Raw genomic sequence first — 20,968 nt, 5'->3', positions numbered from 1 at the left:
GAACGGTAAACAGGCTATAGGAGCGGTCGAAATTTTCGTTTGCGTGTTTCGCAGATACGCCACGTTTCCATCTGCAAACGCCCAGACAGGCTGGTCTGAATGGGAAATGCCCTATGACCGGCATGGTGCCAACCGGCATCGATCCACATGAAGTTCAATGAATACAGGTTTGTAGGTTATGGCCGGCCATTCCCAATTTAAGAACATTATGCACCGCAAAGGTGCGCAGGATAAAAAACGCGCCAAGATCTTCACCAAGATTGCGCGCGAAATTACCGTTGCTGCAAAAATCAGTGATGATATCGACAGCAACCCACGTCTTCGCGCGGCAATTTCCGCTGGGCGTGCGCAGAACATGCCCAAAGACAACATCGAACGCGCTATCAAAAAGGCGTCCGGTGCTGGCGAAGGCGATAATTACGAAGAAGTCCGCTACGAAGGATATGGCACCGCTGGTGTTGCCGTGATCGTTGAGGCACTGACAGATAACCGTAACCGTACCGCGTCTGAAGTTCGTGCTGCTTTTACCAAAAGCGGTGGCAACCTTGGCGAAACCGGTTCGGTTGGCTTTATGTTCAATCGTCTTGGCGAAATCGTTTATCCGGCAAGTGCTGCTGATGCGGACGAAATCTTTGAAGCCGCCCTTGAAGCGGGGGCTGCCAATGTTGAGTCTGACGAAAACAGTCACGTTGTTGATACCGAGCTTGAAGACCTGAACGCTGTTCGCGAAGCACTGACTGAAAAGTTTGGTGATCCGGAAAGTGCCAAAATGGTCTTCCGTGCGGTCACCGAGGCAGACATCACCGTTGATCAGGCTCAGAGCATCATGAAGCTTGTTGATGTGCTTGAAGACAACGATGACGTTCAGAATGTATGGACCAACGTTAATTGGACCGACGAAATCGTCGCGTCACTCGATAACTAATCTTGATTACACCCGCCTTTCGTTTTTGAATGGCGGGTGTTTTGTATCTAGGGTCTGCACTTTATCGGCAAGAATTAAGGGTGACGTAGTGGTCAGAGTCCTTGGGATTGATCCCGGTCTTCAACGTACGGGCTGGGGTGTGATTGACCTGCAAGATAACCGCATGCGTCACGTTGCCAACGGGGTCGTGACATCGACCCAGTCGTTGTCGCTGGCTGAACGCCTTAATCAGCTTTATTCCGGCTTGATCGAGGTGATCGAAACATGGACGCCAGACGAAGCAGCCGTTGAAGAAACCTTTGTGAATAAAAACCCTGTTTCCACGCTTAAACTTGGGCAGGCAAGGGGCATTGCTTTGCTGGCCCCATCGCGCAGCGGCATTCCGGTAATGGAATATACACCTAATGCCGTCAAAAAGACTGTGGTCGGGGCAGGGCATGCCGCCAAACAACAGGTGGAAATGATGGTATCGACCCTGTTACCGGGGTGTGACATTGCCGGTCCCGATGCGGCGGATGCGCTTGCCATTGCGATTTGTCATGCGCAACATGCCGGAAACCGTGCGCTTGCCGCAAGCATGACAGCCAAACCGGCCAGCAAGGGCAAGCCAACCGCGAATGGGAGAAAATACAGGTGATCGCAAAACTGCGTGGAATTGTCGATTTCATCGGCGAAGACAGCGTCATTATTGATGTGAATGGCGTTGGCTATCTTGTTTTCGCTTCGCGGCGGACTTTGTCTATGCTGCCAGCAAAGGGCGGCGATGCCGGGTTGATGATCGAAACCCATGTCCGCGAAGATCACATTCACTTGTATGGCTTTGCCGATAATGCGGAAAAGCAGTGGTTCGCGCTTTTGACCACCGTACAGGGTGTCGGCGCAAAAGTGGCCTTGGCGCTTTTGTCGGTTCTAAGCCCAACCGATCTTTTGCGTGCCTTGGCCGCCAAGGATACCACGGCACTTTGTCGGGCGCCGGGCATTGGCCCAAAGGTTGCGACACGTATTGTGGGCGAACTTAAAGACAAGGCCGCCAAGCTTAACCTTGGCCCGGTTGCCGCACCAGCCGCAGCACCAGAAACCGTCACACCGGCCAAAGCACAGTCGAAATCAAAGAAAACAGCCAAGGCGTCTGACGATGCAGACGGTTCTGATGATAACGCTGTTAACAGTGCGCCGGTGATTGATGATGGGGCTGTGCTGGCCGATGCGGTTTCCGCCCTTGTTAATCTTGGTTATGGCCGGTCTGAGGCGTTTGGCGCGGTCGGTAAGGCCGCACAATTGGCAGGTGACGACAAGTCGATTGATACATTGATCCGCTTGGGACTAAAGGAGCTTAGCGCGTGAGCGAGGAAGAAGACCGGCTGCTTAGTGGCGAGCGTCGCGACGAAGACCAACAGGACGGATCGCTGCGTCCGCGTCGGCTTGATGATTTTACCGGCCAAAAAGAAGTTCGCGAAAACCTTGATGTCTTCATCAAGGCGGCCCGTGCCCGCGAAGAGGCAATGGACCACGTTTTGTTTTTTGGTCCGCCGGGGCTTGGTAAAACGACACTGTCGCAAATCGTCGCCAGTGAACTGGGTGTCGGGTTCCGTGCGACGTCTGGCCCGGTGATTGCTAAGGCAGGCGATCTGGCCGCACTTTTAACCAATCTTCAGCCGCGCGACGTTCTGTTCATTGATGAAATTCATCGTCTTAATCCTGCCGTTGAAGAAATCCTGTATCCGGCGATGGAGGATTTCCAGCTTGATTTGATCATTGGCGAAGGCCCGGCGGCGCGATCTGTTCGGATTGATTTGCCGCCCTTTACACTTGTCGGGGCGACGACACGTTCAGGACTTCTGACCACGCCACTTCGTGATCGGTTTGGTATTCCGCTGCGGCTTCGATTCTATGAACCAGAAGAACTGGTTTCCATCGTTGCGCGTGGCGCGAAACTTTTGAACTTTGAAATGACCGTCGAAGGGGCCATGGAAATTGCCCGTCGGTCACGTGGTACGCCGCGTATTGCAGGGCGCCTATTGCGCCGGGTGCGTGATTTTGCCTCGGTCGCGGAAAAGTCGCCTGTTGATAAGTTCATCGCCGATGCGGCCTTGACCCGGCTTGAGGTGGATAACCTTGGTCTGGATAGTCAGGACCGTCGCTATCTGAATTGTATTGCCGGGAATTACGGCGGTGGCCCGGTTGGTGTGGACACACTTGCCGCAGCGCTTTCAGAAGAACGCGACACCATCGAAGACGTGATCGAGCCTTATTTGCTTCAGCAGGGGCTGATCCAGCGTACGCCGCGTGGTCGTATGCTTGGCATCAAAGGATTCAAACACCTTGGCTTGACGCCGCCGCGCGAAGCGGGGGGCATGCCACTTTCTGATCTGTTTGATGGTCAGGGTGGTGGTTCTGGTGACGATCCGACGGGAGAGCAATCGTCATGACACAAAATGATCACGATGCGCTTTTGGGCCATTTTGAAGGCAAGCGGCATTATTATCCGTTTATTGTTTTCTACGATGACACCGACGCTGGCGGGATTGTCTATCATTCCAACTATCTGGCATTTGCCGAGCGTGCGCGAACGGCCATGCTTCATCAGTTGGGCTTTCCCAATCGAAATATTGCAGAGCGCCACAAAGTTGCCATAGCCGTTAGACACTGTACGGTCGATTTTCGCCGCGCAGCGCTGTTGGAAGACCGCCTGACGGTTGAAACTCGTGTGATTAAGGTTGGGGGCGCGTCACTTGGTTTCGAACAAAAAGTGATGCGCGGACACGAAGAACTTGTGGTGATCGAGATTTATCTCGCCTGCATGTCGCTAACCGAACTTCGGGCGCAAAGACTTCCCGAAGAAGTAAGAACGGCATATGCGCGCTATCTGGATGTGAACGAGGACTAAAAAGAATATGGAAAATCAAGTGGTCGACGCGGTAACGCTGGGGCAGTCGGTCATGTCTCATGATATGTCTCTGTGGGGACTTTTCATGCAGGCTGGGCTGGTCGTCAAAACGGTGATGATCGGGCTATTATTGGCTTCTGTCTGGGTATGGGCCATTGTTATTGAAAAATTGATGCGCCTTCGCAAATTGCGCGCACAGGCCGCAACCTTTGAAGAAGCCTTCTGGTCGGGCGGATCGCTTGAAGACCTGTATGATCGGATCGCAGATAAGCCCAACGATCCGATGTCCGCGATTTTTGTTTCTGCGATGCGCGAATGGCGCCGGTCACAGGCGCGCGGCATCAAGGGCGATACAATGCGCGCACGCATGCAGCAGCGCCTTGAAAAGTCTATGGAAATTACACTGGGTCGCGAAATGGACCGCGTAGAACGTTATATGACGTTCCTGGCATCGGTCGGCTCAACCGCACCGTTCGTCGGTCTGTTTGGGACCGTTTGGGGCATTATGGCATCGTTCCAGTCGATCGCTGCTTCCAAAAACACATCGCTTGCCGTTGTCGCACCGGGTATTGCCGAGGCACTCTTTGCAACGGCGATGGGCCTTGTTGCCGCGATTCCAGCAGTGGTTGCGTACAATAAAATCTCCAGCGACCTGAACCGCTACAACAATCGCCTCGAAGCCTTCGTGGACGAGTTCAGCTCGATCCTGTCGCGCCAACTTGACGACACGAGAGACTAATCATGGGCGCACAGCTTTCATCAGGATCAGGCGGCGGTGGACGTCGCGGACGGCGGCGCAACAGCCGTGCCGCCATGAGTGACATCAACGTCACGCCAATGGTGGACGTGATGCTCGTTCTGCTGGTGATCTTTATGGTCGCGGCTCCGTTGATGACGGTGGGGGTCGAAGTTGACCTGCCCGAAACCAACGCTGCGCCGATGACCGGGCAGGATGAGCCACTTGTGGTCTCGGTTTCCAGTGATGGCACGATCTATATTATGGATAGTGAAATCGCGCAGGAAACCCTGACCGAGAAACTTGATGCCATCACCGACAATAAACAGGAAACCCGCATCTTTGTGCGCGGGGACAAGGCCATTGATTATGGTCGTGTGATGGAAGTCATGGGCCTGATCAAGGATGCTGGTTTTACCAAGGTCGCCTTGATCGCTGAATTGCCCTCGAAGGGTTCGTAACGAAATATGCTGCGCTACGCTCTCATATCGTTTGGTTTGCATCTTGCGCTGTTTTTGATCGCATGGTTCGGCTTGCCTGACCTGTTCGAAGAAACGCCGCTGGATCTGCAATCTATTTCGGTCGAAGTCGTGACTGTGGATGAGTTCTCCGCTGCACCGACGAAGGCATTGCCAAAGCCCGAACCCAAAGAAAAACCTAAAACAAAACCGGTGGCGAAACCCGAACCGAAACCAAAGCCCAAGCCAAAACCTGAGCCGAAGCCAGAGCCCAAGCCTGAACCGAAACCGGAACCTAAGCCGGAACCCAAACCAGAGCCAAAGCCTGAGCCGAAGCCAGAACCCAAACCGGCGCCAAAGCCCGAACCTGTGCCGACGCCGGAAGTAAAAAAGAAACCAGATCCGAAACCGGAACCGAAGCCGGAAAAGGAATTGGCTGAGGTAACGCCGCAGAGCAAGCCAAAGCAGCCAAAGCCAGAGCCGGTTAAAAAAACGGAACCGAAAAAAGAAGAGCCTAAGAAGGAAGAGAAGAAAAAACCCGATTTTCTCAACGTTCTTAAGGATATTAGTAAGCTGAAAGAGACCGCTGCTGCCAATCCGAGCGAGCCGCAACCTGAGGAAACGCCAGAAGAAAACGCCAGCGAAGTTGTGGCAACCCGTTTGGATGCCAAGCTGACCATGAGCGAGCTGGATGCGGTCAAACGTCAGATCGAAAAATGCTGGAGCCCGCCGGCAGGGGCGAAGGAAGCAGGGGCGTTCTCTGTGGAAATTCACGTCAGCGCAAACCCGGACGGGACTGTGCGACAGGCGCGGATCAGCAACCAGAACGAAATTCAGGGCGATGCATCGCGCAGGACGATTGCAGAAAGTGCACTTCGAGCAGTGCTAAATCCGCAATGCAGCCCCCTGAAACTGCCGCTGGATAAATACGAAATGTGGCGCACATTCACGTTCAATTTTGACATGCGTGAAATGCTGGGCCTTTAATAGTAAGTTCTTGAACACGCGTGGAAAATAGCGAGGCAGGATGACGATCAAGACCAACGAAAACAAACGAAATTGGGTTGGCCGCAGCTTAGCTGGGCTATGTGCCCTTGCGGTTGTCGCTGGCCTAAATGTCGGTTTCATTGCGCCGGCACAGGCGGAACTCCGGATTGATATCACCCGGGGTGAGCTTAAACCGATGCCAATCGCCGTGACCCCGTTCCCTGGCGAAGGGGTTTCGGAAACGGAAATTGGTCAGAACATGACCGAGGTCATTAGTGCTGACCTGGAACGTTCTGGCCTGTTCGCGCCGATTAATGAAAAGGCCTTTATTCAAAGTGCTTCTTCGCTTGCGGTGAACCCGAACTTTGCCGAGTGGCGCGCAATCAATGCGCAGGCCTTGGTAAATGGTCGTGTGGTTACCGAAGCCAACGGTTTGCTTCGTGTTGAATTCCGTCTTTGGGACGTGCTGGCAGAAAACCAGATGGCGGGTGTCGCGTATCGTACGCAGCCCAATAACTGGCGCCGCATTGCCCATAAAATCGCTGATGAAATCTATAAACGAATCACCGGCGAAAGCGGCTATTTCGATACACGGATTGTTTATGTTTCTGAAACCGGTCCAGCCGACAAGCGCGTAAAGCGTTTGGCGATCATGGATCAGGATGGCGCAAATCATCGGTTCTTGTCCGATGGTCGTTTCCTTGTGCTGAACCCGCGGTTCTCGCCGACGGCACAGGAAGTGGTTTATATGTCGTACTTTAACGACAAACCACGCGTCTATGTTTTGGATATCGATACGGGCGAGTTGGAGTTGTTGGGTGATTTTCCGGGGATGACATTTGCGCCCCGATTCGCACCTGACGGTAACTCTGTCGTGATGTCGCAGGCACTTGACGGGAACAGCGAAATCTATCAATTGGATCTTCGCACCCGCGAAAAACGCCAGCTTACGCGTCATCCGGCTGTAGATACATCACCATCTTATTCGCCTGACGGTTCGCGCATTGCGTTCACTTCGGATCGCAGTGGGGGTCAACAAATCTATGTGATGAATGGTGATGGTAGCGGCGTACAGCGTATCAGTTTCGGTGGTGGCCTTTATTCCACTCCGGTCTGGTCGCCTCGCGGAGACCTGATTGCATTCACGAAATCGCAAGGAGGAAGGTTCTATATCGGTGTCATGCGGCCAGACGGTAGTGGAGAGAGACTACTGGCCGACGGGTTCCTCGTAGAGGGTCCAACATGGGCACCGAATGGTCGGGTGTTGATGTATCATCGCCAGCATCCGTCCAAGGACGGAACCAAGGATCGCTTCCGTTTGTATTCGATTGATTTGACAGGTTTTAACGAGCGTGAGGTCGTTACACCTGCAGATGGATCGGATCCTGCATGGTCGCCCTTGATTCCCTGATATCTCAAGAGTATAGTTGTCGCGAAGCACTGAATGCGATTCGCTTAAATCGCGGGCATTTTCGGTGTCGCGAGACATGGAAAACACCAACTCGGGCGAATGCGTCCGGTGTTAAGGGGAAAATTAGAATGAAACTTCGTATTCTCAGCGTCTTTGCTGCTGCCGCTCTTCTGGCTGCATGTGAAACTGCGCCTGATAGCTCGGCTACCACTGGTGGCGAAGGTGTGTCGTCTGTAAACCAGCCGTCATCCTCGTCTAGCACTTCGCTGCAAGAAAGCAGCCCAGAGTGGTTTGCTGTTAATGTTGGCGACCGTGTTTTCTTTGGTCTGGACAAATATGACCTGTCTGGCGAAGCACGCCGCACCCTGGAATTGCAGGCTGCTTGGTTGAAAAAATACCCGCAGTACAAAGTTGTTGTTGAAGGTCATGCCGACGAACGCGGCACCCGTGAATACAACCTTGCACTCGGCGAACGCCGTGCAAGCTCTGCAAAAGACTACCTGATCGCTTTGGGCATCGACCCGTCGCGCATCGAAACCATTTCTTATGGCAAAGAGCGTCCAGTTGCTCTTGGTCATGACGAAGCAAGCTGGGCGAAAAACCGCCGCGCTGTATCGGTTATCCGCTAAGCGCGTGCAGGTGAAAGCCTGACTTAAATACCAAGGCGCCTGTCCCGGTTGGGGCAGGCGCCTTATTTTTGCCGCCTCGAAATGTTTGAAAATATACTTATGCCTTGTTGAAATCGGCATTTAACACTTTGCATCGACGCTAAAGGAGCAAGAGCCTGCTGCATGTAATCCCCTCATTTTGCCAGAAACATTATTCTGTCTGGCCGGGATACTGTTCGCCGCGCTTCGCGGTGTTACATCGTTTGATTGACGCCACGGCGTCGTCGCGCATGCTGTGCCTTGCAACATAAAACGCCAAAGCAAACAAAATAATGGAGCAGATTAAATGCAACAGGCTCTAACAATGATCCGGGATCGCTCAACCGCGCAGGCGCGCGAACATACCAATCAGGCATTCCGCGCACACACCAATTCCCGCCTTCTTAGCGGTGGAAAAGGGGCTGCGTCCGTGTTCAAAGGTCGCGGATTTTTGGTTGCTTTGACCCTTGGCGCACTTGCCAGCGTAACAGCACTTACACCTGTTTCTGCATTTGCCCAGGATTCAAACGTTGGACGTCAGGTCGAACAGCTGCGCAAGGATCTTGATCTGCTGCAGCGTTATGTTTACCGCGAAGGTGTTCCAGAAGGTTCCGCCGCATCGGGTGGTGGTTCATCCACCCCGGCAGCCGCACGTCAGCAGGTCCAGATTAACGATCTTGAACGCACGGCGACCCAGTTGACCGGCCAGATCGAACAATTTGATTTCCGAATCCGCAAAATTGAAGACCGTCTTGATCGCTTGGTCTCTGACGTGGACTATCGCCTTAGCCAGATTGAAAAGGGCGCTGGTGCGCCGCTTGCGGCGACTTCTAATGGCGGGAACGCGGATCAAAACGGTGCATCGAACGCAAATGCTGCGGGTGCAGCCGGTGGCGCGGGATCGGGCGAGACGCTTAATGATCGTGGCAGCCAATTGTTTGGTGTGATCGAAAACGAAGGTCAGCCGCCGCAAATCCCCCAGGGCGCATCTGGCGGAAATTCTGCGCCAACCGAAACGGCTGCGACCGGGACACCAGAAGAACAGTACCGCAATGCTTTTGGGTTGTTGCGCCGTCAGGAATTTGGCGAAGCTCAGCGGGCACTTGCGGCTTTTGTTAAAAACCATCCGAAGGACCCGTTGGCGGGCAACGCGCAATATTGGTTGGGTGAAACCTATTACGTGCGCGGTGAGTATGAAAATGCGGCCATTGCCTTTACCGAGGGGTTCCAGACCTATCCTGACAGTTCAAAAGCGCCTGATAATCTTTTGAAACTTGGTATGTCGTTGGCTAATCTTGGGAAAACCGAGGATGCCTGCACCACCTTTGGTCATCTGATCGATAATTTCCCGGATGCGTCGGGGGTTGTTCTTGATCGCGCGCGTCAAGAACGCAAAAATCGCGGATGTTCTTAAGAACCCGGCAACATGACCCAGTCTGATACGACATACACCGACAAACCACATTCAGATGATCGCGCGGCGTCCGATGGAACACCATTGGACGCCGTTGTCTTTGCTGAGCTAATGCAAAGTTTCGCCCCCTTTGAGGCCAAACCTTATCTGGCGGTTGCGGTATCGGGCGGTGCAGACAGCATGGTCTTGGCGCTATTGGCCCATGGTTGGGCCAGCGCGCGTGGTGGCAAAGTCATTGCGATGACCGTCGACCATGGATTGCGCGACGATTCGGCAGCCGAAGCCCATTGGGTCGGACAACAGCTACAGAACCATGGGATCGCGCACATTGTTTCGCGGTGGATTGGCCCAAAGCCAAAAGGGGCGATGCAAGAAAAAGCGCGCATTGCCCGTTATCGATTGCTGGATCAAGCCTGTGAGGATCACGGTGTTTTCCACCTTTTGGTCGCACATCACCACAATGATCAATCAGAAACCATTGCGATGCGTCAGTCCCGTGGTAGCCGTCCGATGGGGCGTGCTGGCATGTCTGCGCGCCGTTTTCTGACGTCGACGCGATTATTGCGTCCGCTTTTGTCGGTCGATAAAGCTGACCTGATCGCGACCTTGAAGGAGCGCGGGCAAGAATGGGTCGAAGATCCGTCGAACCAAAATCCAAAATTTGAACGCGTGCGGATTCGTCAAACTGACGAATTACTTGGTGATACCGCGTGCGGCATAGTGGGTGAGGTGGAAAAGACGCAATCGGACGCTATCGAAACCCGACATGAAATCGAAGCGCAGCTTGCAAGGCTTCTCGCCCAGTCGGTAACGATTTTGCCGGTTGGAGTTGCTGTTGTCGACTCCGAGACAATCTTAAGCTGTTCAGATGCTGATGTAGCTTGCTATGCGCTGGGGCATGTTATTCGGACCATCGGAGGAATGGTTTATATGCCGCCCTTTGATGCGTTAAGCAGCCTTTTGACGTCTCTAAAAATGCACGCTAAACCCCGGATCAGTCTTGGTGGGTGTATTGTTCACCAAAAGGCTGGGCGGCTTTATATTTACCGTGAAGTCGGGCGCATGGACCAAACACCGCAGGTTGTTGACGCAAATCTGGTGCGATCTGGCGGTCGTGTGATTTGGGATCATCGGTTTGAATGGACGGTTTCAGCGGCGACTATTGCCCCTGAAACGGTGCTTTATATTGGTCCGCTGATGCTTTGTGATGTGTTTCACACGAAGGCATTTCGTGCGGCATTGGGGCAATTCTTCGCATTTATTGCTGAATTACCACGCGCAGCCCTTGCATCCATGCCTGCTCTCTACGATAAAGAAGGCTTGCTATCCGTTGGTGGGCTTGAGGTTTCGAAGCTTTCCGACGTATTATCCGCTTCCGGCTGCGCAGAACCCCAGGGCAGGGGTGAATATGGCATGGATGGACGATGGCGGTTTGCACCACGCATCCCTTTATGGGAAAGTGGGTTCAAATCGTTACCGAACCCCGTCTGCCTACTTGCGTAACCGAGGCTTTTGACTATTTGTTAGCCATGCCTTGCGCAGGAAGATTGTGCGTGACGGTAGAAATATTTTGCGACCAGTAGCTTGGAATGAATATGGGAAAAAATCTCGCACTGTGGGTTATCATAGCCATCCTTTTGGTGGCCTTGTTTAACCTGTTTCAGTCGCCCTCTGGACAGTCCGGTCAGTCGTCGATGGCGTTTTCGGACTTCCTGGCAGAAGTTGATACGGGCCAGATTTCAGAAGTCACAATTCAGGGGAACACCCTGAGCGCACAAACGCGCGATGGTCGCTCTGTTAATGTATACACCCCCGATTATCCGAACCTTGTTGAAAAATTGAACGATAAGGGTGTCCGGATTGTAGCAAAGCCGGAAGAAAGCCTGTCGCCACTGATGAGTGCGCTGATCAGCTGGTTGCCGATGCTGTTGATCATCGGGGTCTGGATTTTCTTCATGCGTCAAATGCAGGGCGGTGGCGGCAAAGCCATGGGCTTTGGCAAATCAAAGGCGAAAATGCTGACCGAGAAATCAGGTCGTGTCACCTTTGAAGACGTTGCTGGTATTGAAGAAGCCAAAAACGAACTTGAAGAAGTTGTTGATTTCCTGCGCGACCCGCAGAAATTCCAGCGTCTTGGCGGTAAAATCCCCAAAGGCATGTTGCTGGTTGGTCCTCCGGGTACCGGTAAAACGCTTCTTGCACGTGCGATTGCCGGCGAAGCAAACGTTCCGTTCTTCACCATTTCGGGTTCTGACTTTGTTGAAATGTTTGTTGGTGTCGGTGCATCTCGTGTGCGTGACATGTTCGAACAGGGCAAAAAGAACGCGCCATGCATCATCTTTATCGATGAGATCGACGCCGTTGGTCGCCATCGTGGTGCTGGTCTTGGCGGCGGGAATGACGAACGTGAACAGACGCTTAACCAATTGCTGGTCGAGATGGATGGTTTTGAAGCCAACGAAGGTGTGATCCTTGTTGCGGCAACGAACCGTCCGGACGTTCTTGATCCCGCATTGCTGCGTCCAGGTCGTTTTGACCGTCAGGTTGTGGTTCCGAACCCGGATCTTGAAGGCCGTGAACACATTCTTGGTGTCCATGCGCGTAAGGTTCCTTTGGGGCCGGATGTTGATTTGCGGACGGTTGCACGTGGTACCCCGGGCTTCTCTGGTGCGGATCTTGCCAATCTTGTCAATGAGGCGGCCCTTCTTGCTGCCCGTCTTGGCAAACGCGTTGTCACCATGGCCGACTTTGAAAATGCCAAGGACAAAGTCATGATGGGCGCGGAACGTCGTTCCATGATCATGACCGATGACGAGAAAAAGCTGACAGCCTATCACGAAGGTGGTCACGCCCTTGTCGCCTTGCACACCCCGGCGTCCGATCCGATCCATAAGGCAACCATTATCCCACGCGGTCGTGCACTGGGTATGGTGATGCGTTTGCCAGAACGTGATCAGGTTTCGAAATCCTATGAACAGCTGATTTCTGATCTGGCTGTCGCCATGGGCGGTCGTGTTGCCGAGGAACTTATCTTTGGTAAGGACAAGGTTACGACTGGCGCATCTTCGGACATCAACATGGTGACGCAGTATGCGCGCAAGATGGTGACTGAATGGGGCTTCTCAGACATTCTTGGTAACGTCAAATATGTTGATAATCAGGAAGAGGTCTTCTTAGGACATAGCGTTGCCCAGCATAAGAATATCTCTGAGAAAACTGCGCAGATGATTGACGAAGAAGTGCGTCGTTATTCGGATGAAGCCTATGAATTCGCCAAGCGGGTTCTGACGGAACATCTGGATGACCTGCATGTTCTGGCCAAGGCGCTTTTGGAATACGAAACCCTGTCGGGTAAAGAAATCGACGCGCTTCTGCGTGGCGAAGAAATTAACCGCTCAGGTCATTCAAGCGGCAGTGGCAAGGATTCGGGTGGTGGACGTCGTTCAACCGTACCGAGTGCTGGCGCTGCCCCCAAAGACAGCCCGGATGAAAGTGGCGGGGACCTGTCCCCAGAGCCGCAACCGGGCAGCTAAAAAGAAAGAGACTGATGGACAAGATCACCCGATCGGTCCTGCGAAGCCCCGCCGATGTGCGGGGCTTTGCTGATTTTGACGGACCGCTTTATTACGCACCTACCGGTTTCATCGACCATGCCGATGATCCCAATACGCTTCCACTGGCGGGATCCCGCCGTGGCTTTTCCGCACTTGAGATCATCCGTCGCCGCGATGGCGGTGGCGCTGAAAGCATGATCCTACCGCTCCTTGCCCTTGAAGGCTGGGTTCAAAATAGCGGACGTGTTGATGAAATAAACAATGTGCTTGATCGCTTGATGACCAAGCGTGCCGACTTTGCCGGACTTGATATGGCGTCATGCCATGTTATGGGCATTGTTAATGTAACGCCCGACAGTTTTTCCGATGGTGGGGATTATAACACCACAGAACAGGCAATTGCCCGAGGTCGGGAGCTGGCGGCGCTTGGAGCTTCTATCCTTGACGTTGGCGGGGAGTCGACCCGTCCCGGTGCAGACGAGGTTACCGAGGCCGAAGAAATCGAACGTGTCGTGCCGGTCATTCGCGCCCTTGCTGATTACGGGCATGTTGTGTCAATCGATACCCGTCATGCCAATGTGATGGAAGCCGCCATTGAGGCAGGGGCAACCATCATCAATGACGTGACCGGACTTGAGGGCGATGACCGTTCGCTTGAGGTTGCTGCACGTTTGGGCGCACCTGTGATGCTGATGCATATGCAGGGTGAGCCAGGCACCATGCAGGCAGACCCGCAATATGATTGCGCGGCACTTGATGTTTATGACTATCTGCTTGATCGTATCGAAAGCTGTGAACGGGCCGGGATTGCACGCGATAAAATCTGTATTGATCCGGGTATCGGGTTTGGCAAAACGCTGTCGCATAACTTGGAACTTTTGTCACGACTGGCGCTGTTCCACGGTTTGGGCTGCCCGATTTTGCTTGGAACGTCGCGTAAGTCCTTTATCGGTAAAATCGATCCGAAAGCCGAGCCGAAACAACGGCTGGGCGGTTCAATTGCATCGGCTGTCAACGGATGGCGACATGGCGCGCAGATGATCCGTGTCCATGATGTTCAAGAAACAGTGCAGGCCATCTCAGTCGCGAGCTCGACAGCACTGGTTTAGGAAATCAACCTGTACCTTGATGATTGTATAGGTTGCTATTTCTTCTAGATTGAGTAAAAGCAGGCGTCATCTACCCAATAAGGATATTCTCTTATTGGGTAGAGTTTGCCATTCGTAAAATTGAATTCTGGCAATTTCTGACCTTTTGCGGTTCGGGCTTGCGCAATCCGCGCGTGCAGGACTAAAAAAAAGAGCAGAAGAAACAACGTGATATAAAATGTCACATTTTTAGGTTGAGAAAACGTCGAGTTCGACATGTTCATTTATCGATGAATTGTCGCGCTTACAGACTTCGGAAAAAAGTATGACATCAAGTCAAGGTCAGACGGGGCAATGCGTCTTTGTCGTTGAAGACAACATCGATCTGAACAAAGACCTTTGTGAATATCTTGAAATGTGCGGCTTTGACGTCACCGGATGTGAAACCGGTGCAAGCTTCTACCGCGCGCTTGAGCAGAAAAAGCCCCACGCTGTCATTCTTGATATCATGCTGCCTGATGCCGATGGTTACGATCTTGCCAAACATGTTCGTCAGAATATTGATTGCGGGATCATGATGCTGACATCCCTCTCGGGGATGGACAACCACCTGACGGGCTATAAGTCCGGTGCGGACGTTTATCTGACCAAAGACAGCCCCTTGTCCGTGATTGAAGCCGCCTTGCAGCCGCTTCTTCGACGCGCATCGCGCGCCGATAATAAAGGCGGGGACAGCAGCCCAGCAGAACAAGATAGCTGGGTTCTCGATATGCTTAATTGGACGTTGTTGAACCCAAAGGGGACACCGGCATCGCTGACCGCGGCCGAACGTACAATTGTAAAGCTGTTGATTGAGGCGGATGGTGCGTGGCTGACCAGACCCGAGATCGTTATTGCGCTCGGCAAGGCGGATACAGCGGAAAATTGCCGTAACCTTGATACCGCGATCCGACGGGTACGCCAAAAAGTCCTAAAACAAACTGGTGAAGAACTTCCGGTGCGGACCGCATATGGCCGTGGTTACGCTTTCACATCTGTTGGATCGGTCTCCGGCGAAGCCGAAGGCGACATTGAAGCGGACGATCAATCCTAAACTGGAACAGCTTGATGGGATGGACGCGCGTTGATCCGTCTTGTGCCTTAGGCGCCTAAGTCAGAACTTCACAGGGCAATAGAACGCATAGTTCAATGCCGTTGGTTCCCAAGTCACGCAACTTTATCGACCCACCATGTGCGTCAATAATGCGTTGGGAAATGTGAAGGCCCAGCGCATTGCGCAGCGACTTTGTTTCCAAGTCTCGTCGGAACAAAGCATTTCCGATCAGCAACACTTCCTCATCGTTTAGGTCTTCGCCTTGGCAGGGGATTGATATTTCGGCCAGTTGGCTGTTTTGCAGGCGGACTTGAATGCCAATTGGTGTGCCGCGCGCAAAACGCCGTGACGTCTCGACAAGGTTGGTCATGACCAGCGCCATTAACGGCTCGTCGATATAGGCTTCGACAGCCTCGGTATCGATACATCTCAGAATAATTTTGGCGTCTGCGCGACTTGTATCTTTGACAAATTCTGCCATGAAGTCATTTATATTTGCGGGCTCCCGCGCGAGCGAAAACTCCTTATCGTCAATGCCGTCTTTGTTCAGGAAAATATCAACGAGGCGGGCGAGTTTGGTGGCCTGAAATTGAATGCGTTGCAATCGTGCCCAGACGTCGTCGCTTTGCTTCTTTGATAGCAGCATTAACATCTCCGCCGATCGTTGAATAACGGCAAGCGGGGTTCGAAACTCGTGCGATAGCATTGAAATGAGCTTGCGTTGCTCTCCAACAAGCGACGTGGTTTCCTCGGCTTTGTTTGAAGCGATTACTCTGTCGCGCTCAAGCTGCAACAGGCGTATCGCCATCAATAAGCCCATTGCAAATACGTGAAATATAAACGTGAACTGATGCAGCCCAAGGGTCAGTGGGGTGGCCTGGATCCAGCCTGTGTGGGACAGTTGCAACATAATGGCTGCGGTACTGGGCAGGGCGAGGGCGACTAAATAGGCCCAAAGTGCTGGGTTTCTGAAATCATAAATCAGGCGTTTGACCAAAACCAAGCACATGCAGGCCATGAAAACCGACACTGACGGGGCGATATAAGCGCCAAAGATGGTGTAAAGATCGTTCGTCGTCCCAACGATGAAACTTAAAATGACGGCGCAATACACCATGCCGAGCCAAAATACCTTGGGTGCGCGGTTGCGGAAGTCCATAATATGTAGCCATAGGAAAATGCCCACAGCTTGCGATATAATGTTGGAGCCGCCCAAAATCAGGTCGTTAATCCATGGGACTTCCGGGCGCAGGTGGCTTAAGCCAAAGCCATCAACAATCGATATCACCATCCCCACGGACGCAATCCAAAGCCCATACGTGACAACCACCGCATCACGTGCGATCAGGCCAAGGATGAAATACGAAATGCCAATACTGATAAAAATGCCAAAGAAGACATTGGCCACAAGGTTGCGTCGTGTAATCGACGAAATCAGGTCGTTGGACTGCCAAAGCGTAAGTGTAAGCAAGTTGGCACTGTTCGATTGTACGCGAATAAACAACTGATACGACCCGGTATCAAGTTGCGGTAAATCCGCGACATGAGACTCACCTTTATACGGTCTTTGGCTTGAAGGAATGTGGTCGCCCATGCTCGTGTGCCAAAGGGCGTTTGTTCCTTTGGCACTTTGTGTCTCTTTGAAAAGATACATATCAATGAAATTGAGGTAATTGGGCTGTACCTCGATCAAGGGGCGTGCGTCCCAAACCTGATCCACAGAAAAATCGACCCGGTACCAGATGATATTTGTCGTATAGCCAAATGATGGGATGCCCTTACTTTGGCTGAAATCCTGCAGCGAAAGCGTACGCACAGCCTCAAGGGGCATCTGTTTGCTTTTGTCGACATACCAAGAAAGATACGGGGTTAGGTCGAGTTTCCCAGGAAGTGTTCCGCCCAATACAATTTCATCGGCATGTCCCGCGGTAGGCGGTGTGCTGCCATGGGCCTGTGCAGCATTCCCCCCAATTATCATTGTAAAAACAATGAGTAGGGTCGCGAGCGTAAAGCCCCGCAAAGTTGCCCCATATGCGCGATTGAAATTTTCGCGCAATAGCGTCATGCGTTTGACGAAATGACGAATTGATCGGGCTGAGATATTCATGACTTCTTAGCCCCATCATCATTCTGATCAGGACGATCTTTTGCCCGCTGACTGGTCGGTAATGTAAAGAAATCCGAGTTGGATTTTTGGACTGTTTCTTTCCGGTTATAGGGGATTTTGATCATCACCGTGGTGCCGGCATTTTCACCGACAGAGATTGACATCGATCCGTTATGAGCCTCGATAATGCGGTTGGTGATGTGCAGGCCAAGGCCAACACCTTGGGTGACGCCCGCATCTTGTCCTCGGTAAAACGCACTAGATACGCGCGAAAGATCATCAAGCGGAATACCGGGACCGTCGTCAATAACCCGAATATAGACAAACCCGTTTGATGCCCGATTACACGCGATCCATACTGGCGCGCCGGGTGCGTATTTTCGGGCATTTTCGATCAAGTTGATAATCGCACGTTCAAACAGAATGCGGTCAATATTAACGACAGCAAAATCGACATTTCTAAACCCAACCTGATGATCAGGGGTTTCGCGATTACGCTGGCTGATCAATTCACGTAGCAATTCATCGATGTTGGTTGGCTGCAAGGATGTGGTGAAGTTTGCGCTATCAAGTGTTTCCTTGGTCAGAAAGGCATCAACCAATCCAGAAAGCTGCGCTGCGTTCCCGCGAATGGTGGCAAGGCGGTTATGGACCGCGACGGGTTCACTTCGCATATGTAGTCCAAGAATTTCGGCAGACCGTTGAATGATCGCCAGTGGTGTACGGAACTCATGCGACAGCATCGTAATGAAGGTGCGTTGTTCCCCAGCAAGCTGATCGACCCGGCGATTGTTATGATGAGCTTTACTTGACTGACGTGTCAGTTTGTAAGTGCGATACCCCATCGCAATCGCAAGCATCGCGAGATGCACAAAAGAGCTGTACTGGTGCATGTTGGCTGTAAACGCCGTGATCGGCAGGGCACCAAGCAATGCGAAAACAGTGACAATAGCGGCAAGCGATGGCAGACCAAGTGCGATCAAAAAATACAGATGCGACGCGATCCGCTTTTCACGATAGGCAATATAAAACAGATAGATAAATAGCGTGATCATCAAAGCCAGAACGGGGACAAGGAAGATTCGCATGAAATAGATATAGGAATCCGATATGGCGGTGACAGAACCCGCAATTGCCAATACGGAAAAGATCAGCATGGCCCGGTAAACCGGCGGATTGTAATGATCAAGCCGAATAATATGCGCCCACATCGCGATCACCGAACCGATTGAAAGTGCCGAACCGGCACCGACAACAAAGTCGCTGGCGTGTGGCCACATATCTTTTAAAACCAGTTGGGCATAACCCGAGGTGCCCAAATTGATCATCAATATGGATGCGACATAAAAGCTGTAACAAAGAATGGACTTGTCGCGCGTAATGATGCCAAACGTCAGATAAACCCCAAACAAGACCAGCAGAACGCCAAGAAAGCTGCTGTGCAAAAGGTTATGTTCTTCGGTGTCGGAGATCATTTCAGCTTGGGCGTAAAGCTTTGCCTGAAAAATATGGGCACTGGTGGTTTGTATTCCGATGATTAACCAATACTGTCCCACGGTTAAAACCGGCCATTCCGAAAGGTGCTTTAGGCTGCTGAGCGTTTTGGGACCATTGGGAATCCGGTCACCAAGTCTATTGTTCCAGACGACATTTCGCGTCTTGTCGTCGATGACAAAGACGTTGATCTCATTAAGGTGCGGTGGACCAATTTCGATATATGTTGGCGTAAAGACATTTTTGTCTTGGGCGGTAACGGAAAACGGTAATCGGTACCAAACCATCCGCTTGATATACCCAGCAGCAGGTGTGCCTTCGACGCGTTCAAATTCCGAAGATGGCGTGTCGATCAAATCGACAGGGGTCTCGATCGGAAGATCTGCTTGAAGGCGCTCCATAAACCGGTTGAGGTCAATGTGCGCGGCGATCCCCTTTGCAGGCAAGACAAGCTGGGGCATTTCGGTCTGTGCCGATGCGATAGACCCAAACGATGTCATGGAACCGATAAGGGCAATGATCACAACGGCCCAAATGCCGCACAATGCCAAGAACTGGCGAACTTCGCGCAAAGTGCCCCCAAAAAAACACATTTCGATATGGTGTTCTGATAGCTGTTTTTGCTGACCAGGTCATTGGTTTTATCAGATTATTCTTATAGGGGCGCGTTAACCGAATGGTCGCGAACCGAACGTTAAAATGTGTCACTTGCCGGTAGCATTGAAACGTCACTTTGATATAACCGGCAGTCAGAATGTATGAACCCGGGATTTAAACCGGCAGACAGATAGAGAACACACGCATGAGCCGCAAATATTTTGGCACAGACGGCATTCGCGGAACAGCCAATACCGCACCGATGACTGCAGAAGTCGCATTGAAAGTTGGTATGGCTGCCGGCCATTACTTCACCCGTGGGGATCACCGCCACAAGGTCGTGATCGGTAAAGATACCCGCCTGTCAGGCTATATGCTTGAACCGGCATTGGTGGCCGGCTTTACGTCGATGGGGATGGATGTGATGCTGGTGGGGCCAATGCCAACACCAGCCGTGGCCATGCTGACCAAATCCATGCGTGCCGATATCGGCGTGATGATTTCCGCTTCTCACAATCCGTTTCAGGATAATGGTATTAAGCTGTTTGGTCCGGATGGGTTCAAGCTGTCTGATAAGGTCGAGTTGGAAATCGAAGCCCTGATGGACAGCGATTTGTCGCCAAAGCTTGTCCCGGCAAATGCGTTGGGTCGTGCGCAGCGTATTGATGATGCGCCGGGGCGCTATATAGAAGCTGTGAAATCATCGCTTCCGGGCTCGGTATCGCTCGAAGGGCTTCGGATCGTTCTGGATTGTGCAAATGGTGCGGCTTATTCCGTCGCGCCCAAAGTTCTGCGTGAACTTGGTGCCGAAGTCGTTGAAATCGGGACGAAGCCCAACGGCATGAACATTAATGATCAATGTGGTTCGACCTACACAAAAACCATGTGTGATCGCGTGTTGTCTGAAAAGGCCGATGTCGGTATTGCCCTTGATGGTGATGCGGATCGCATTCAGATGTGTGACGAAAAAGGCCATTTGATCGATGGCGACCAGTTAATGGGCCTTGTGACGACTCACTGGAAGCGGACTGGACAGCTGCGCGGCGATGCTTTGGTGGCGACCGTTATGTCCAATCTTGGTCTTGAACGCTATCTTGAAAAGAACAATCTGCGTTTAATCCGGACCAAGGTCGGTGACCGCTATGTGGTTGAGCAGATGCGCGCCCTTGATTGTAATGTCGGCGGCGAACAATCGGGCCATATCGTGCTGTCTGATTTTGCCTCAACTGGTGATGGGCTTTTGGCGGGGCTTCAGGTCCTGGCCGTTCTGGCATCGCGCAGCGGACCTGTTTCGGAAATGAGCCGCGTGTTTGAACCGTTGCCGCAAATTTTGAAAAATGTGCGCTATTCTGCCGGGGCTGATCCGCTGTCACAAAGCAGTGTGATCGATGCGATTTCGTCTGCCGAAAAGGCCTTTAACGGCGACGGACGGGTTCTGATTCGTAAATCCGGAACCGAACCGCTGATCCGTGTCATGGCCGAAGGCGACGATGCGGTTAAGGTCGAACAAATTGTCGATGGTATCGTTGCCGAAATCACCGTGGTGGCAGGTTAATTTCACGCCGAAACT

General features: G+C 52.3%; 18 protein-coding genes. 16 read left to right on the top strand and 2 right to left on the bottom strand.

The annotated features are described in order from the left end of the window. Positions 1-178: 178 nt before the first annotated feature. The 15 genes from HCZ99_RS18710 (at position 179) to HCZ99_RS18640 (ending at position 15,200) form a co-directional block, all read left to right on the top strand. Entirely contained in the window at positions 179-925 is a 747-nt protein-coding gene (locus tag HCZ99_RS18710; protein ID WP_167448543.1) for a YebC/PmpR family DNA-binding transcriptional regulator, read from the top strand. Positions 926-1,013: 88 nt separating this feature from the next. Next, positions 1,014-1,562, top strand: coding sequence for a crossover junction endodeoxyribonuclease RuvC (gene ruvC / locus HCZ99_RS18705; RefSeq protein ID WP_368484285.1), 549 nt, complete (start codon positions 1,014-1,016; stop codon positions 1,560-1,562). After that, positions 1,559-2,269: a Holliday junction branch migration protein RuvA gene (gene ruvA, locus HCZ99_RS18700; protein ID WP_167448541.1), complete on the top strand. Its 711-nt coding sequence runs from the start codon at positions 1,559-1,561 to the stop codon at positions 2,267-2,269. Before ruvC ends, ruvA begins: the two co-directional genes overlap by 4 nt. After that, on the top strand, positions 2,266-3,354 hold the full coding sequence (ruvB, locus tag HCZ99_RS18695) for a Holliday junction branch migration DNA helicase RuvB (RefSeq protein WP_167448540.1): 1,089 nt from the start codon (positions 2,266-2,268) through the stop codon (positions 3,352-3,354). The genes ruvA and ruvB overlap by 4 nt, the downstream gene beginning before the upstream one ends. Continuing rightward, positions 3,351-3,812 (top strand): YbgC/FadM family acyl-CoA thioesterase, encoded by a 462-nt coding sequence (locus tag HCZ99_RS18690; RefSeq protein WP_167448539.1) that lies wholly within the window; start codon positions 3,351-3,353, stop codon positions 3,810-3,812. Before ruvB ends, HCZ99_RS18690 begins: the two co-directional genes overlap by 4 nt. A gap of 7 nt (positions 3,813-3,819) precedes the next feature. After that, positions 3,820-4,551 carry a protein TolQ gene (gene tolQ, locus HCZ99_RS18685; RefSeq protein WP_167448538.1) on the top strand — a complete coding sequence of 244 codons (732 nt, stop codon included), beginning with the start codon at positions 3,820-3,822 and terminating at the stop codon, positions 4,549-4,551. 2 nt (positions 4,552-4,553) lie between these two features. Then, a complete protein-coding gene (gene tolR, locus HCZ99_RS18680; protein ID WP_167448537.1) occupies positions 4,554-5,009 on the top strand; it encodes a protein TolR in 456 nt (151 codons plus the stop codon). A gap of 6 nt (positions 5,010-5,015) precedes the next feature. Beyond that, positions 5,016-5,993: an energy transducer TonB gene (locus HCZ99_RS18675; RefSeq protein ID WP_167448536.1), complete on the top strand. Its 978-nt coding sequence runs from the start codon at positions 5,016-5,018 to the stop codon at positions 5,991-5,993. 40 nt (positions 5,994-6,033) lie between these two features. Then, the gene (gene tolB, locus HCZ99_RS18670) at positions 6,034-7,404 is read left to right on the top strand and encodes a Tol-Pal system beta propeller repeat protein TolB (protein WP_167448535.1); all 1,371 of its coding nucleotides are present in this window, start codon (positions 6,034-6,036) and stop codon (positions 7,402-7,404) included. A 128-nt stretch (positions 7,405-7,532) separates the two neighbouring features. Further along, positions 7,533-8,033, top strand: a complete 501-nt coding sequence (gene pal, locus HCZ99_RS18665) for a peptidoglycan-associated lipoprotein Pal (protein WP_167448534.1) — start codon at positions 7,533-7,535, stop codon at positions 8,031-8,033. A 325-nt stretch (positions 8,034-8,358) separates the two neighbouring features. After that, a complete protein-coding gene (gene ybgF, locus HCZ99_RS18660; RefSeq protein WP_167448533.1) occupies positions 8,359-9,465 on the top strand; it encodes a tol-pal system protein YbgF in 1,107 nt (368 codons plus the stop codon). A 12-nt stretch (positions 9,466-9,477) separates the two neighbouring features. Then, positions 9,478-10,968 carry a tRNA lysidine(34) synthetase TilS gene (gene tilS / locus HCZ99_RS18655; RefSeq protein WP_167448532.1) on the top strand — a complete coding sequence of 497 codons (1,491 nt, stop codon included), beginning with the start codon at positions 9,478-9,480 and terminating at the stop codon, positions 10,966-10,968. An 86-nt stretch (positions 10,969-11,054) separates the two neighbouring features. Further along, a complete protein-coding gene (gene ftsH, locus HCZ99_RS18650) occupies positions 11,055-12,998 on the top strand; it encodes an ATP-dependent zinc metalloprotease FtsH (RefSeq protein WP_167448531.1) in 1,944 nt (647 codons plus the stop codon). Between the two features lie 14 nt (positions 12,999-13,012). Then, positions 13,013-14,128 carry a dihydropteroate synthase gene (gene folP / locus HCZ99_RS18645; RefSeq protein WP_167448530.1) on the top strand — a complete coding sequence of 372 codons (1,116 nt, stop codon included), beginning with the start codon at positions 13,013-13,015 and terminating at the stop codon, positions 14,126-14,128. Between the two features lie 304 nt (positions 14,129-14,432). Continuing rightward, positions 14,433-15,200: a response regulator transcription factor gene (locus HCZ99_RS18640; protein ID WP_167448529.1), complete on the top strand. Its 768-nt coding sequence runs from the start codon at positions 14,433-14,435 to the stop codon at positions 15,198-15,200. A gap of 55 nt (positions 15,201-15,255) precedes the next feature. On the opposite strand, the gene HCZ99_RS18635 is transcribed toward HCZ99_RS18640, so the two are convergent. Continuing rightward, a complete protein-coding gene (locus HCZ99_RS18635) occupies positions 15,256-17,178 on the bottom strand; it encodes a sensor histidine kinase (RefSeq protein ID WP_303047868.1) in 1,923 nt (640 codons plus the stop codon). 125 nt (positions 17,179-17,303) lie between these two features. Further along, a complete protein-coding gene (locus HCZ99_RS18630; RefSeq protein WP_167448527.1) occupies positions 17,304-19,373 on the bottom strand; it encodes a sensor histidine kinase in 2,070 nt (689 codons plus the stop codon). 230 nt (positions 19,374-19,603) lie between these two features. Here HCZ99_RS18630 and glmM point away from each other — a divergent pair, with 230 nt between their 5' ends. After that, complete coding sequence (glmM, locus tag HCZ99_RS18625; RefSeq protein ID WP_167448526.1) at positions 19,604-20,953, top strand: phosphoglucosamine mutase; 1,350 nt, start codon at positions 19,604-19,606, stop codon at positions 20,951-20,953. The last annotated feature ends 15 nt before the right edge of the window (positions 20,954-20,968 follow it).

The organism is Thalassospira lucentensis, assembly GCF_011806425.1.
Classification (GTDB): Bacteria; Pseudomonadota; Alphaproteobacteria; order Rhodospirillales; family Thalassospiraceae; genus Thalassospira; species Thalassospira lucentensis_B.
The sequence above is the reverse complement of the archived record's forward strand: the minus strand, read 5'-3'. Positions and strand labels throughout refer to the sequence as shown.

Bases quoted from the DNA above. Each gene is read 5' to 3' on its own strand.
- HCZ99_RS18710 (WP_167448543.1), top strand. From the start codon at position 179: ATGGCCGGCCATTCCCAATTTAAGAACATTATGCACCGCAAAGGTGCG.
- HCZ99_RS18690 (WP_167448539.1), top strand. From the start codon at position 3,351: ATGACACAAAATGATCACGATGCGCTTTTGGGCCATTTTGAAGGCAAG.
- tolQ (WP_167448538.1), top strand. From the start codon at position 3,820: ATGGAAAATCAAGTGGTCGACGCGGTAACGCTGGGGCAGTCGGTCATG.
- tolR (WP_167448537.1), top strand. From the start codon at position 4,554: ATGGGCGCACAGCTTTCATCAGGATCAGGCGGCGGTGGACGTCGCGGA.
- HCZ99_RS18675 (WP_167448536.1), top strand. From the start codon at position 5,016: ATGCTGCGCTACGCTCTCATATCGTTTGGTTTGCATCTTGCGCTGTTT.
- tolB (WP_167448535.1), top strand. From the start codon at position 6,034: ATGACGATCAAGACCAACGAAAACAAACGAAATTGGGTTGGCCGCAGC.
- pal (WP_167448534.1), top strand. From the start codon at position 7,533: ATGAAACTTCGTATTCTCAGCGTCTTTGCTGCTGCCGCTCTTCTGGCT.
- ybgF (WP_167448533.1), top strand. From the start codon at position 8,359: ATGCAACAGGCTCTAACAATGATCCGGGATCGCTCAACCGCGCAGGCG.
- tilS (WP_167448532.1), top strand. From the start codon at position 9,478: ATGACCCAGTCTGATACGACATACACCGACAAACCACATTCAGATGAT.
- ftsH (WP_167448531.1), top strand. From the start codon at position 11,055: ATGAATATGGGAAAAAATCTCGCACTGTGGGTTATCATAGCCATCCTT.
- folP (WP_167448530.1), top strand. From the start codon at position 13,013: ATGGACAAGATCACCCGATCGGTCCTGCGAAGCCCCGCCGATGTGCGG.
- HCZ99_RS18640 (WP_167448529.1), top strand. From the start codon at position 14,433: ATGACATCAAGTCAAGGTCAGACGGGGCAATGCGTCTTTGTCGTTGAA.
- HCZ99_RS18635 (WP_303047868.1), bottom strand. From the start codon at position 17,178: ATGATAATTGGGGGGAATGCTGCACAGGCCCATGGCAGCACACCGCCT.
- glmM (WP_167448526.1), top strand. From the start codon at position 19,604: ATGAGCCGCAAATATTTTGGCACAGACGGCATTCGCGGAACAGCCAAT.